At 41.8% G+C, this 12935-nt stretch carries 13 protein-coding genes; 12 read left to right on the top strand and 1 reads right to left on the bottom strand.

From position 1 onward, the window contains the following. Positions 1–37 precede the first annotated feature (37 nt). A complete protein-coding gene (brnQ, locus tag HMPREF1516_RS05265) occupies positions 38–1363 on the top strand; it encodes a branched-chain amino acid transport system II carrier protein (protein WP_001074573.1) in 1326 nt (441 codons plus the stop codon). Positions 1364–1411: 48 nt separating this feature from the next. Here the strand turns inward: brnQ and HMPREF1516_RS05260 are convergent, their stop codons facing one another. Further along, the gene (locus HMPREF1516_RS05260; protein ID WP_033605963.1) at positions 1412–1963 is read right to left on the bottom strand and encodes a DUF1307 domain-containing protein; all 552 of its coding nucleotides are present in this window, start codon (positions 1961–1963) and stop codon (positions 1412–1414) included. Positions 1964–2102: 139 nt separating this feature from the next. Here HMPREF1516_RS05260 and HMPREF1516_RS05255 point away from each other — a divergent pair, with 139 nt between their 5' ends. The 11 genes from HMPREF1516_RS05255 (at position 2103) to HMPREF1516_RS05205 (ending at position 12844) form a co-directional block, all read left to right on the top strand. Then, the gene (locus HMPREF1516_RS05255) at positions 2103–3140 is read left to right on the top strand and encodes a M42 family metallopeptidase (RefSeq protein WP_001016924.1); all 1038 of its coding nucleotides are present in this window, start codon (positions 2103–2105) and stop codon (positions 3138–3140) included. A 1-nt stretch (position 3141) separates the two neighbouring features. Then, the gene (locus HMPREF1516_RS05250; protein ID WP_000335643.1) at positions 3142–3603 is read left to right on the top strand and encodes an HIT family protein; all 462 of its coding nucleotides are present in this window, start codon (positions 3142–3144) and stop codon (positions 3601–3603) included. Positions 3604–3618: 15 nt separating this feature from the next. Next, entirely contained in the window at positions 3619–4335 is a 717-nt protein-coding gene (gene ldcB, locus HMPREF1516_RS05245; protein ID WP_033605962.1) for an LD-carboxypeptidase LdcB/DacB, read from the top strand. A 122-nt stretch (positions 4336–4457) separates the two neighbouring features. Continuing rightward, a complete protein-coding gene (gene rplK, locus HMPREF1516_RS05240) occupies positions 4458–4883 on the top strand; it encodes a 50S ribosomal protein L11 (RefSeq protein WP_001085808.1) in 426 nt (141 codons plus the stop codon). Positions 4884–5090: 207 nt separating this feature from the next. After that, positions 5091–5780 carry a 50S ribosomal protein L1 gene (rplA, locus tag HMPREF1516_RS05235; protein ID WP_001085676.1) on the top strand — a complete coding sequence of 230 codons (690 nt, stop codon included), beginning with the start codon at positions 5091–5093 and terminating at the stop codon, positions 5778–5780. 179 nt (positions 5781–5959) lie between these two features. After that, positions 5960–6472 (top strand): adenine phosphoribosyltransferase, encoded by a 513-nt coding sequence (locus HMPREF1516_RS05230; protein ID WP_001049316.1) that lies wholly within the window; start codon positions 5960–5962, stop codon positions 6470–6472. 181 nt (positions 6473–6653) lie between these two features. Continuing rightward, entirely contained in the window at positions 6654–7598 is a 945-nt protein-coding gene (gene metA / locus HMPREF1516_RS05225; RefSeq protein WP_001122694.1) for a homoserine O-acetyltransferase MetA, read from the top strand. A gap of 8 nt (positions 7599–7606) precedes the next feature. Then, the gene (locus HMPREF1516_RS05220) at positions 7607–8284 is read left to right on the top strand and encodes a DnaD domain-containing protein (protein WP_033605961.1); all 678 of its coding nucleotides are present in this window, start codon (positions 7607–7609) and stop codon (positions 8282–8284) included. A gap of 96 nt (positions 8285–8380) precedes the next feature. Next, positions 8381–9139, top strand: a complete 759-nt coding sequence (gene tpiA / locus HMPREF1516_RS05215) for a triose-phosphate isomerase (RefSeq protein ID WP_000087900.1) — start codon at positions 8381–8383, stop codon at positions 9137–9139. Between the two features lie 178 nt (positions 9140–9317). Further along, entirely contained in the window at positions 9318–11054 is a 1737-nt protein-coding gene (locus HMPREF1516_RS05210; protein ID WP_033605960.1) for an ABC transporter ATP-binding protein, read from the top strand. 8 nt (positions 11055–11062) lie between these two features. Further along, complete coding sequence (locus HMPREF1516_RS05205; protein WP_000857081.1) at positions 11063–12844, top strand: ABC transporter ATP-binding protein; 1782 nt, start codon at positions 11063–11065, stop codon at positions 12842–12844. The last annotated feature ends 91 nt before the right edge of the window (positions 12845–12935 follow it).

Genomic DNA, 12935 nt, shown 5'->3' with positions numbered 1-12935 from the left:
CTAGGTCAGTATTTTAGAAATATGAAGGAGATTCTTTATGGCTAAAAAAGGTGCCCTAACAGGTTTGCTCCTGTTTGGAATATTTTTTGGTGCGGGGAACTTGATTTTTCCGCCTTCTCTAGGTGCCCTATCTGGAGAACATTTTCTTCCTGCCATTGCAGGTTTTGTCTTTTCAGGCGTCGGTATCGCCGTTTTGACTCTCATTATTGGAACTCTCAATCCTAAGGGATACATTTATGAGATTTCTAAGAAAATCTCACCTTGGTTTGCGACGCTTTATCTCGCAGTCCTCTATTTATCAATTGGTCCCTTCTTTGCCATTCCACGTACAGCCACAACAGCTTACGAAGTCGGGATTAGCCCCCTTTTATCAGATGCGAATAAAGGACTTGGATTGATTGTCTTTACCGTACTATATTTTGTAGCGGCTTATTTGATTTCACTCAATCCATCAAAGATTTTGGATCGGATCGGACGTATCTTGACACCAGTCTTTGCTTTGTTGATCGTTATCTTGGTTGTACTAGGTGCCTTCAAGTATGGTGGAACAAGTCCTCAAGCGGCCTCAGAAGCCTATCAATCCTCTGCTTTTGGAACAGGTTTCCTAGAAGGGTATAATACCTTGGATGCTCTTGCTTCAGTCGCCTTTAGTGTGATTGCTGTTCAAACCTTGAAACAACTCGGATTCTCAAGTAAGAAAGAGTACATTTCAACTATTTGGGTGGTTGGTATCGTTGTAGCTCTTGCCTTTAGCGCTCTTTACATCGGTTTAGGATTCCTTGGAAATCACTTCCCGGTACCAGCAGAAGCAATGAAGGGTGGAACACCAGGTGTTTATATCTTGTCGCAAGCTACTCAGGAAATCTTTGGTTCAACAGCTCAACTCTTCCTTGCTGTTATGGTAACTGTAACCTGCTTCACAACGACAGTTGGCTTGATTGTGTCTACAGCTGAATTCTTTAATGGACGTTTCCCACAAATCAGCTACAAGGTCTATGCAACTGCCTTTACCTTGATTGGATTTGCTATTGCAAACCTTGGTCTTGATGCAATCATTAAGTATTCAGTTCCAGTACTGGTAATCTTGTACCCAATCACCATCGCCATTGTGATGATTGTGATTGTTAATAAGTTTGTCGCTCTATCAAAACCAGGTATGCAGTTAACTATTGGGCTTGTTACAGCGATTGCTCTTGCAAGCGTCCTTGGAAGTTCTTTTAAGATTGAGTTTCTAGCAAATCTCGTTAATGCTCTTCCGTTTGCAGCTGCCTCTCTACCATGGTTGGTGCCAGCAATTATTGGAATCTTGCTTTCACTGGTTCTACCAAACAAACAAGAGAGTGACGTTTTTGAGATGGAATAAAAAAATTCTTGGTCATCGACCAAGAATTTTTTGTATGAGCACGACTCATTAGTTGGTTTGTTCAGTATAACCAGCTTCTTTAAGCATTTTTTTCGAGGCAGCAAAGCTTACACGGTTTCCAATACCAGAATATTCGTTCGGCATTGCTTTTTTCAATTCGTCAAGACTCGCGACAGTCATGTCAACCTCGATGTTTTGGATAACTTTTTCGTCTTGAATTTCAACTTTTTGTGTAACCCCTTTGACCCCTTCATAACCTTTATAAGTATCATCAACAATTTCCTTAACACCTTCCGCGGTATTATTAAGTTTTTCAGGGTCAAGTACATTATGAACAGTTTGTTTTACAACGTCATCTCCCTTCACAGTATAAGTCAAGGTAGAATGAATTCCAGGTTTGCTATTGTGGACAAATGTGTGGGTTTCTGTCTCATCTTTCTTTTCAGATGATTGCTGACTGCTTTGTTTGGTCTCGCTTGACTGAGTTGTTGTGTCTTCTTTGCTACTGCTGTTAGTAGGTGTTGATGCTTGTTTGGAACATCCGAGTAGGAGGACAAGTGAAGCCACTAGGGCTAGTGATACTTTAAAGTATGATTTCATATTTTTTACTTTCCTTTTATAATCAAAGTATTTGTATTATAACATGGATCGATAGTGAAAGCAACTAAACACAGTTTTTCTCCTTTTGAGAAGGAGTCTGACTAGAAAAATGTTATAATGGTAGGAAAGAGGTGAAGAAATGAATCATACTATAAACTATATCAAAGAACTAACCGCAATTGCATCTCCAACAGGCTTTACTCGTGAGATCTCAGACTATCTAGTTCATACTTTAGAGAAACTTGGTTACCAGCCTGTTCGTACAGCTAAGGGCGGTGTCAATGTGACCATTAAAGGTCAAAATGATGAACAACACCGCTATGTGACTGCCCACGTGGATACGCTGGGTGCTATTGTCCGTGCTGTCAAACCGGATGGTCGTCTCAAATTGGATCGTATCGGTGGTTTCCCTTGGAACATGATTGAAGGGGAGAACTGTACGGTTCATGTGGCTAGCACAGGTAAAAAGGTATCTGGAACCATCCTCATCCACCAGACTTCTTGTCATGTCTACAAGGATGCAGGAACTGCAGAACGCACGCAGGACAATATGGAAGTGCGTTTGGATGCAAAAGTAAGCAATGAAAAAGAAACGCGCGCCTTGGGCATCGAGGTTGGCGACTTTATCAGTTTTGACCCGCGAACTGTCGTGACAGAGACTGGTTTTATCAAGTCTCGCCACTTGGATGACAAGGTCAGCGCAGCAATTTTGCTCAATCTTCTTCGTATTTACAAGGAAGAGGGGATTGAATTGCCAGTAACAACTCATTTTGCTTTTTCAGTCTTCGAAGAGGTGGGCCACGGTGCTAATTCCAATATTCCAACTCAAGTGGTGGAATATCTAGCTGTCGATATGGGGGCAATGGGAGATGACCAGCAGACGGATGAGTATACAGTGTCTATCTGTGTCAAGGACGCTTCAGGTCCCTATCACTATGACTTCCGTCAACATTTAGTGACTTTGGCGAAGGAGCAAGATATTCCATTTAAGTTGGATATCTATCCATTTTATGGTTCGGACGCTTCGGCAGCTATGTCAGCTGGAGCAGAGGTCAAACATGCCCTCCTTGGAGCTGGTATTGAATCCAGTCACTCTTACGAACGAACACACATTGATTCGGTCGTGGCGACTGAGCGTATGGTCGATGCTTATCTCAAGAGTACATTGGTAGACTAATATGTGCTTGATTTGTCAAAGAATTGAATGGATCAAGACAGGGAAGAATCCCTACTTTGTAAAAGAACTAGAAACAGGCTATGTTGTCATTGGAGACCATCAATACTTTAAGGGCTATACCTTATTTCTAGCAAAGGAGCATGTCACAGAACTCCACCATATGGAGACTTCTGTAAAACTTCGTTTTCTAGAGGAAATGAGTTTGGTCCAAGAAGCTGTTGCCAAAGCGTTTAAAGCTGAAAAGATGAACATCGAACTGTTAGGAAATGGAGATGCCCACGCCCACTGGCACCTCTTTCCAAGACGATCAGGTGATATGAGGGGTCGTGGATTGAATGGCCGTGGTCCAGTCTGGTGGGTGCCCTGGGAAGAAATGGCGGCAGAAGATTGCCAAGTGCAATTCCATGAGTTGGAACAAATGATTAAAACCTTATCCGATGAATTAGAGAAGCATGTGATTTAAGAGAGGAAGAAAAAAATGAAAAAAAGATACATCGTTTTATCCGGTTTGCTAGCAGCAACCCTAGCAGCATGTTCTCAAGAAACACCTAAAAATGAAGAAAATACTCAAAAAACGGAACAGACTAGCCAATCTGAAGGGACCGTAGGAAGCAAATCTCAAGCTTCTAGTCAGAAAAAGGCAGAAGTTGTCAATAAGGGAGACCACTATAGTATACAAGGAAAATACGATGAAATCGTCGTAGCTAATAAGCACTATCCTTTGTCAAAAGACTATAATCCAGGAGAAAATCCAACAGCGAAAGCAGAATTGCTGAAGCTCATTGCAGCAATGCAAGCAGCTGGCTACCCAATCAGCGATCACTACAGTGGTTTTAGAAGTTATGAAACCCAAACCAAACTTTATCAAGACTATGTGAATCAAGACGGTAAGGAAGCAGCAGATCGCTACTCGGCTCGCCCAGGTTATAGTGAACACCAAACAGGTCTTGCTTTTGATTTGATTGGGACTAATGGAGAATTGGTGACAGAGGGGAAGGCGGCTCAGTGGCTCTTGGATCATGCGGCTGACTATGGCTTTGTTGTTCGCTATCTCAAAGGCAAGGAAAAAGAGACTGGCTACATGGCGGAAGAATGGCATCTTCGCTACGTCGGAAAAGAAGCCAAAGAAATTGCTGCAAGTGGTCTCAGTTTGGAAGAGTACTACGGCTTTGAAGGCGGAGATTACGTCGATTAAAAAAGTAATTTTTCTCTTGCATTTTTAGATAAATAGTGTATAATGGATAGGTATGTGTAAAGCATACTTGTGGGAGGTAAAAATCTTTAATTACCGCCAAAACCACAAAGGAGGATTTAAAAATGGCTAAAAAAGTCGAAAAACTTGTAAAATTGCAAATCCCTGCTGGTAAAGCTACACCAGCTCCACCAGTTGGACCTGCTCTTGGTCAAGCTGGTATCAACATCATGGGATTCACAAAAGAGTTCAACGCTCGTACAGCTGACCAAGCTGGTATGATCATTCCAGTTGTTATCTCAGTATACGAAGACAAATCATTTACTTTCGTTACAAAAACACCACCAGCTGCTGTTCTTTTGAAAAAAGCTGCAGGTGTTGAAAAAGGATCAGGTACACCTAACAAAACTAAAGTTGCTACAGTTACTCGTGCACAAGTACAAGAAATTGCAGAAACTAAGATGCCAGATTTGAACGCAGCAAACATTGAGTCTGCAATGCGTATGATCGAAGGTACTGCTCGTTCTATGGGATTCACTGTTGTTGACTAATCAATAACACAGTAGAAAATCTCACAGCAGTCTATTAGTTGCTTTTCATACTAGGCAAGTGACTGAGGCTTGTACTTAGGTACAGTAAAGGAACTGAACGAAGTAGGAAAAGGAAAATAATAGGCTGAAAACCCGCAAGACTTCATCATTTCGAGAAGTGACGTGGGAGATGAAAATCGATTGAACCACTTACAAGGAGAATAGAAAATGGCTAAAAAAAGCAAACAACTTCGTGCTGCTCTTGAGAAAATTGACAGCACAAAAGCATACAGTGTAGAAGAAGCTGTAGCACTTGCAAAAGAAACTAACTTTGCAAAATTTGACGCAACTGTAGAAGTTGCTTACAACTTGAACATCGACGTTAAAAAAGCTGACCAACAAATCCGTGGAGCAATGGTATTGCCAAACGGAACTGGTAAAACTTCACGCGTTCTTGTTTTCGCACGTGGTGCAAAAGCTGAAGAAGCAAAAGCTGCTGGTGCAGACTTTGTTGGTGAAGATGACCTTGTTGCGAAAATCAACGACGGTTGGTTGGACTTCGACGTAGTTATCGCTACACCTGATATGATGGCTCTTGTTGGACGTCTTGGACGTGTCCTTGGACCACGTAACTTGATGCCAAACCCTAAAACTGGTACTGTAACAATGGATGTTGCTAAAGCAGTTGAAGAGTCTAAAGGTGGTAAAATTACTTACCGTGCTGACCGTGCAGGTAACGTTCAAGCAATCATCGGTAAAGTATCATTTGAAGCTGAAAAATTGGTTGAAAACTTCAAAGCTTTCAACGAAACAATCCAAAAATCAAAACCAGCTACAGCTAAAGGAACTTACGTAACAAACTTGACAATCACAACTACTCAAGGTGTTGGTATCAAAGTTGACGTAAACTCACTTTAATCAGTAGTTTATATCAGAGAACGAGTGCGAAAGTGCTCGTTTTTTTGATGATAAGTTTACTCCAGGAAAAATAACTCCATTAATAACCTGACGGAGCAAGAGAATAGTGCTTTTCCTCTTCTTCTTTCACAGAAAATGTGGTATAATAGAGAGTAAAAAACTTTGAAAGAAAGAAAAAGATGAATTTAAAAGATTATATCGCAACGATTGAAAATTATCCTAAAGAAGGTATTACCTTCCGTGATATTAGCCCTTTGATGGCAGATGGAAATGCTTATAGCTACGCTGTTCGTGAAATTGTTCAGTATGCAACTGATAAGAAAATCGACATGATTGTGGGACCAGAAGCCCGTGGTTTTATCGTTGGCTGTCCCGTTGCCTTTGAGTTGGGGATTGGATTTGCTCCTGTACGTAAACCAGGAAAATTGCCACGTGAAGTCATTTCTGCTGACTATGAAAAAGAGTACGGTATTGATACCTTGACCATGCACGCGGATGCCATCAAACCAGGTCAACGCGTTCTCATCGTAGATGACCTCTTGGCGACAGGTGGTACTGTCAAGGCAACCATTGAAATGATCGAAAGACTTGGTGGAGTTGTAGCCGGTTGTGCCTTCTTGATTGAGTTGGATGAGCTTAAAGGCCGTGAAAAAATCGGAGATTACGATTACAAGGTACTTATGCATTATTAATGAAAAACAGTCCTTGGGGCTGTTTTTTCTTCATCTGCTATATAAACAAACTATAGCTAGTTAGAGAAAAACTATAATTGAAAACTATATCTTCTTGCAGTATAATAAAAGGACTAAGTGTTTGAGATTTGACTTCAAACACATTCAATTATTTCTAAAAGAGTACAGTTAGGAGAAGGTTATGCCGATTAGAATTGATAAAAAATTGCCAGCTGTTGAGATTTTACGGACAGAGAATATCTTTGTCATGGATGATCAACGTGCGGCCCACCAAGATATCCGTCCCTTGAAAATTTTGATTTTAAACCTAATGCCCAAAAAAGTGGTCACAGAGACCCAGTTGTTACGGCATTTAGCAAATACTCCTTTGCAATTGGACATAGACTTTCTCTATATGGAGAGCCACCGTTCCAAGACGACTCGTGCAGAGCATATGGAGACTTTTTATAAAACTTTTCCTGAAGTCAAGGACGAGTATTTTGATGGGATGATTATCACAGGGGCTCCGATTGAGCATTTACCATTTGAGGAAGTGGACTATTGGGAGGAATTCAGTCAGGTGCTTGAGTGGTCCAAGACGCATGTTTTTTCTACCCTGCATATCTGCTGGGGGGCCCAAGCAGGTCTTTATGCTCGCTATGGCGTTGAAAAACACCAGATGGAGCAGAAACTGTCAGGCATTTACCCTCAGGATACCTTGAAAGAAGGCCATCTACTCTTTCGTGGTTTTGATGATCGCTATGTAGCTCCCCATTCTCGTCATACTGAGATTTTAAAAGAAGAAATCTTAAATAAGACCAATCTGGAGATCCTGTCAGAAGGTCCTGAGGTTGGGGTTTCTATCCTGGCTAGTCGAGATTTGCGTGAGATTTATAGTTTTGGTCATTTGGAGTATGATCGTGACACTTTGGCAAGAGAGTATTTTCGTGATTATGAGGCGGGACTCGACCCTCATATCCCAGAGAACTACTTTAAAAATGATGATGTAAATGAGACCCCCTGTCTCTGTTGGTCTTCATCAGCTGCCCTCTTTTTTAGCAATTGGGTAAACTATGCAGTTTATCAAGAAACCCCTTTTGACTGGAGAAAGGTAGAGGATGATGCGGCTGCTTTTGGATATTTATAAGAGGAATTATGACATATTTTGACGCTTTTAAAACAGGGAACTTGGTTTTGCCAAGTGCCCTGCTCTTGCATTTTAAGGAACTCTTTCCTTCCAGCGAAGATTTTCTCGTCTGGCAATTTTTCTATTTACAAAATACCACAGCCTTAGGAGATGTTTCACCTAGTCAGATTGCTGAAATCATTGGGAAAGAGGTGGCAGATGTCAACCAATCTATTTCGAATTTGACTGAAAATGGTTTGCTGCAATATCGGACCATTGAACTAAATGGGGAAATTGAGCTCATTTTTGATGCTAGTCTGGCTTTTGAACGCTTAGATAGCTTGTTGGATACCCAAACTCCAGTTGCTACTGCCCAAAACCCCAAAAATCAATTGAAGGATCTGGTTGAAACTTTTCAGCAGGAATTGGGTCGCTTATTAACACCATTTGAAATCGAAGATCTTTCCAAGACTGTCAAAGAAGATGGAATCAAGGCGGATTTGATCAAGGAAGCTCTCCGAGAGGCGGTTTTTAATGGCAAACCAAACTGGAAGTACATTCAGGCAATCCTTCGTAACTGGCGCCATGAAGGTATCCAGTCTGTGGCTCAGGTGGAGGCCAAACGAGCAGAGCGAGAAGCGAACAATCCCAAACAAGTTCAGGCTTCAGCTGATTTCCTCGATGCTATGAATTTGTGGCACGATTAGTCGCTTGAAAAATCTTGAAAATTAGAGTAAGGTTTGCAAGCTCCTTATAAATATGATAGAATGATAGTGAATAAAATGAAAAAAGAGGTATGTGAAATGTCACGTAAACCATTTATCGCTGGTAACTGGAAAATGAACAAAAATCCAGAAGAAGCAAAAGCATTCGTTGAAGCCGTTGCATCAAAACTTCCTTCATCAGACCTTGTTGAAGCAGGTATCGCAGCTCCTGCAGTTGATTTGACAGCTGTTCTTGCTGCTGCTAAAGGTTCAAACCTTAAAGTTGCTGCTCAAAACTGCTACTTTGAAAATGCAGGTGCGTTCACTGGTGAAACTAGCCCACAAGTTTTGAAAGAAATCGGTACAGACTACGTTGTGATCGGTCACTCAGAACGTCGTGACTACTTCCATGAAACTGACGAAGATATCAACAAAAAAGCAAAAGCAATCTTTGCAAACGGTATGCTTCCAATCATCTGTTGTGGTGAGTCACTTGAAACTTACGAAGCTGGTAAAGCGGCTGAATTCGTAGGTGCTCAAGTATCTGCTGCATTGGCTGGCTTGACAGCTGAACAAGTTGCTTCAACAGTTATCGCTTACGAGCCAATCTGGGCTATCGGTACTGGTAAATCAGCTTCACAAGACGATGCACAAAAAATGTGTAAAGTTGTTCGTGACGTCGTAGCAGCTGACTTTGGTCAAGAAGTTGCGGACAAAGTTCGTGTTCAATACGGTGGTTCTGTTAAACCTGAAAACGTTGCTTCATACATGGCTTGCCCAGACGTTGACGGTGCCCTTGTTGGTGGTGCGTCACTTGAAGCTGAAAGCTTCTTGGCATTACTTGACTTTGTAAAATAATCTAGCTTATTCCAGACAGACAGTAAAAGTACTAAGTGACTTTGACTGCCTGTCTTATTTTTACTTGGAGCATTCTTGTGAAAGAGGGATTTTGCTAGACTAGGAAAGTTCCTTAGGGAAAGAAAGGCGTGCAGATGCGCGCTCTTTTCTATATCAAAAAGTTATGAAAGGGGGAGTTATGCTCTATATTTGGTCTTATTTGAAAAAATACCCCAAGTGGTTATTCTTGGATTTCTTTGGAGCGGTTTTCTTTGTTGTCGTCAATCTTGGACTGCCAACTGTTCTAGCTCGGATGATTGATGAAGGTGTGAATAAAGGGAATGAACAGCAATTGTATGTTTGGGCTGCAATTATGCTGGTGATTATCCTATGTGGAACCTTGGGGCGTATAGTCTTGGCTTATGCTGCTAGTAAGCTGATGACCAATATGGTCAAGGATATGAGAGATGATCTCTATGCCAAATTACAAGAGTATTCTCATCATGAATATGAAAAGATTGGAGTGTCTTCACTGGTTACTCGTATTACCAGTGATGCCTTTGTTCTCATGCAATTTGCAGAACAGACCTTAAAACTGGGTGTCATCACTCCTATGATGATGCTGTCTAGTATCTTAATGATCTTCCTGACCAGTCCGTCATTAGCTTGGATAGTAGCTTTTGCAGTACCTTTCTTGGCTGTGGTGGTTATTTATGTGGCTGTCAAGACTCGCCCTTTATCCGAAAAACAGCAGGCTACCTTAGATAAGATAAACCAATATGCCAGGGAAAATCTGATGGGACTCCGTGTCATTCGTGCCTTTGCCCGTGAGGAGTTTCAAGAGGAACGCTTTGCAGGGCAAAATGCAGTCTATGCAGCTAATTCCAATCGTCTGTTTAAACTAACTGGCTTGACAGAACCCTTGTTTGTTCAGATTATCATTGCCATGATTGTAGCTATTGTCTGGTTTGCTCTGGACCCTATCAAACAAGGAAGCTTGCAAATTGGGGACCTGGTAGCCTTTATCGAATATAGTTTTCACGCCCTCTTGTCCTTCCTTTTCCTATCCAATCTCTTCACCATGTATCCTCGTACATCCGTTTCGAGTGAACGTTTGAAAGAAGTCATGGAGATGCCGATTTCTATTGATCCCAATGAAGGAGGTGTCAGAGAGACAGCAACCCACGGATATTTGGAATTTGAAAATGTCACCTTTGCCTATCCTGGTGAGACGGAAAATCCTGTTTTGCACAACATTTCTTTCAGCGCTAAACCGGGTGAAACCATTGCCTTTATCGGATCGACCGGATCGGGCAAGTCCTCTCTTGTGCAATTGATTCCTCGTTTTTACGATGTCACGCTTGGGAAAATCAAGGTTGATGGTGTCGATGTGAGGGATTACCGCCTCAAGTCTCTTCGTCAAAAGATTGGTTTTATCCCGCAGAAGGCCTTGCTGTTTACAGGAACTATCGCTGAAAATATCCGCTATGGGAAGGAAGATGCTAGTCACAAAGACCTACATCAGGCAGCGGATGTGGCGCAAGCCAAAGATTTTATCGAAAGCCGAGAAGAAGGTTTTGCGACCCATCTAGCCGAAGGTGGAAGCAACCTTTCTGGAGGACAGAAACAACGTCTCTCAATTGCCAGAGCGGTTATAAAAAATCCTGATATCTATATTTTTGACGATTCTTTCTCAGCTTTAGATTATCGTACGGATGCTATTTTACGCCGTCGTCTCAAGGAAGTAACACAGAATGCTACAGTTTTAATTGTTGCTCAACGTGTCGGAACCATCATGGATGCGGATCAGATCATCGTTCTTGATAAGGGAGAGATCGTGGGTCGCGGTCGCCATGAAGAATTAATGGAAACCAATGATATCTATCGTGAGATTGCTGAGTCGCAGTTGAAAAATGCATCTCTAACAGAAGAATAGGAGGAAATATGAAAACACAATCTAGTTTGGCTCGTTTGTGGAGCTATTTGAAAGCCTACCGTTTTTCTGTCTTTTTTGCAGTCTTTCTAAAAGTTTTAAGCGTAGTCATGAGTGTCTTGGAGCCTTTTGTATTGGGGCTAGCCATTACGGAGTTGACAAAGAATCTCTTAGATATGGCTAATGGTCTTGCAGGCGCTCGTATCAATACTGGCTACATCGGAACTGTTTTAATCATTTACCTCTTTAGAGGTCTCTTGTATGAACTTGGGTCTTATTATTCCAACTATTTCATGACCAATGCGGTTCAGTCTATGACTCAGGATCTGCGAAATGAAATGACCGAGAAAATCAATCGTATCCCAGTATCTTTCTTTGACAAACACCAATTTGGTGATTTGTTGGGACGCTTTACCAGTGATGTTGAGACGGTTTCCAATACCCTTCAGCAGTCTTTTCTGCAAATTGTCAATGCCCTTTTGACGATTGTCCTCGTCATGGGAATGGTATTATACTTGAACTTTCAGCTGGCTATAGTGGTGATTCTATCCATCCCAGTGACCTATTTTGGTGCCAGAAGCATCCTGAAACGTTCTCAGCCTTATTTTAAAGAGCAGGCGGCTATTTTAGGACGGATGAATGGTTATGTGCAGGAAAATCTCACAGGTTTTAATGTTTTGAAACTCTATGGTCGTGAGGAAACCTCGCATAAAGAATTTTCTGAGATTACGGACGACCTCCAACGTGTTGGCTTTAAAGCCAGCTTTATCTCTGGGCTCATGATGCCAGCTCTTCATGCTGTATCGGACTTGACCTATCTGATCGTTGCAGTTCTCGGTGGTTTACAGGTTATCGCGGGCCGTTTGACAGTGGGGAATATGCAGGCCTTTGTTCAGTACGTTTGGCAGGTCAGCCAGCCTATTCAAAACATCACACAACTTGCGGGTCAAATGCAAAGTGCTAAGTCTTCGCTAGACCGCATCTTCGACATCTTGGATGAGACAGAGGAAGTCAAGGGAGAAGAACTCGAAATCCTTGAACCCTTAACAGGTCAGGTGACCTTCCAACATGTTGACTTCCAGTATGTTGAAAACAAACCATTGATTCGAGACTTTAATCTAGAAGTTCAACCGGGAGAGATGGTAGCGATTGTTGGTCCGACTGGAGCTGGTAAGACAACTTTGATTAATCTACTCATGCGTTTTTATGATGTTACAGCAGGTGCAATCTTAGTTGACGGGCAGGATATTCGCCAGTTTTCACGACAAGACTACCGACGTCAGTTTGGGATGGTCTTGCAGGATGCTTGGCTTTATGAAGGGACAATCAAAGAAAACCTACGTTTTGGAAATCTTGACGCCAGTGACAAGGAAATAATAGAAGCTGCCAAAGCAGCAAATGTAGACCACTTTATCCGAACTCTTCCTGGCGGTTACAACATGGAGATGAACCAAGAGTCAAGTAATATTTCCCTCGGGCAAAAACAACTCTTGACCATCGCGCGTGCTCTCCTAGCCAATCCTAAAATTCTCATTTTGGATGAAGCGACTTCCTCTGTTGACACCCGTTTGGAACTCTTGATTCAAAAAGCCATGAAACGCTTGATGAAGGGAAGAACCAGCTTTGTCATCGCCCACCGTCTCTCTACCATTCAAGAAGCGGACAAGATTCTCGTTCTTAAGGATGGACAGATTATTGAACAGGGAAATCATGAAAGCTTGCTCCAAGCAAAAGGTTTTTATTATGACCTGTATCAAAGCCAATTTTCAAGTAAATCCGAGCAAGTCGGCTAATCAAAACTGTCCAGACTATTCTTAAATTATCAGTCTATTACAACTTTTCTCAGATAGTACACTTTTCTTGCTATCGTTTTATGGTAGTAGT

Origin of the sequence: Streptococcus sp. CM6, from assembly GCF_000526095.1 — a bacterium.
Lineage (GTDB): Bacteria > Bacillota > Bacilli > Lactobacillales > Streptococcaceae > Streptococcus > Streptococcus oralis_BW.
The sequence above is the reverse complement of the archived record's forward strand: the minus strand, read 5'-3'. Positions and strand labels throughout refer to the sequence as shown.

What these genes read in the sequence shown, in the direction of transcription:
- HMPREF1516_RS05260 (WP_033605963.1), bottom strand. Translation starts at nt 1,963, where the DNA reads ATGAAATCATACTTTAAAGTATCACTAGCCCTAGTGGCTTCACTTGTC.
- HMPREF1516_RS05255 (WP_001016924.1), top strand. Translation starts at nt 2,103, where the DNA reads ATGAATCATACTATAAACTATATCAAAGAACTAACCGCAATTGCATCT.
- ldcB (WP_033605962.1), top strand. Translation starts at nt 3,619, where the DNA reads ATGAAAAAAAGATACATCGTTTTATCCGGTTTGCTAGCAGCAACCCTA.
- HMPREF1516_RS05205 (WP_000857081.1), top strand. Translation starts at nt 11,063, where the DNA reads ATGAAAACACAATCTAGTTTGGCTCGTTTGTGGAGCTATTTGAAAGCC.
- HMPREF1516_RS05220 (WP_033605961.1), top strand. Translation starts at nt 7,607, where the DNA reads ATGACATATTTTGACGCTTTTAAAACAGGGAACTTGGTTTTGCCAAGT.
- brnQ (WP_001074573.1), top strand. Translation starts at nt 38, where the DNA reads ATGGCTAAAAAAGGTGCCCTAACAGGTTTGCTCCTGTTTGGAATATTT.
- tpiA (WP_000087900.1), top strand. Translation starts at nt 8,381, where the DNA reads ATGTCACGTAAACCATTTATCGCTGGTAACTGGAAAATGAACAAAAAT.
- HMPREF1516_RS05250 (WP_000335643.1), top strand. Translation starts at nt 3,142, where the DNA reads ATGTGCTTGATTTGTCAAAGAATTGAATGGATCAAGACAGGGAAGAAT.
- HMPREF1516_RS05230 (WP_001049316.1), top strand. Translation starts at nt 5,960, where the DNA reads ATGAATTTAAAAGATTATATCGCAACGATTGAAAATTATCCTAAAGAA.
- HMPREF1516_RS05210 (WP_033605960.1), top strand. Translation starts at nt 9,318, where the DNA reads ATGCTCTATATTTGGTCTTATTTGAAAAAATACCCCAAGTGGTTATTC.
- rplK (WP_001085808.1), top strand. Translation starts at nt 4,458, where the DNA reads ATGGCTAAAAAAGTCGAAAAACTTGTAAAATTGCAAATCCCTGCTGGT.
- metA (WP_001122694.1), top strand. Translation starts at nt 6,654, where the DNA reads ATGCCGATTAGAATTGATAAAAAATTGCCAGCTGTTGAGATTTTACGG.
- rplA (WP_001085676.1), top strand. Translation starts at nt 5,091, where the DNA reads ATGGCTAAAAAAAGCAAACAACTTCGTGCTGCTCTTGAGAAAATTGAC.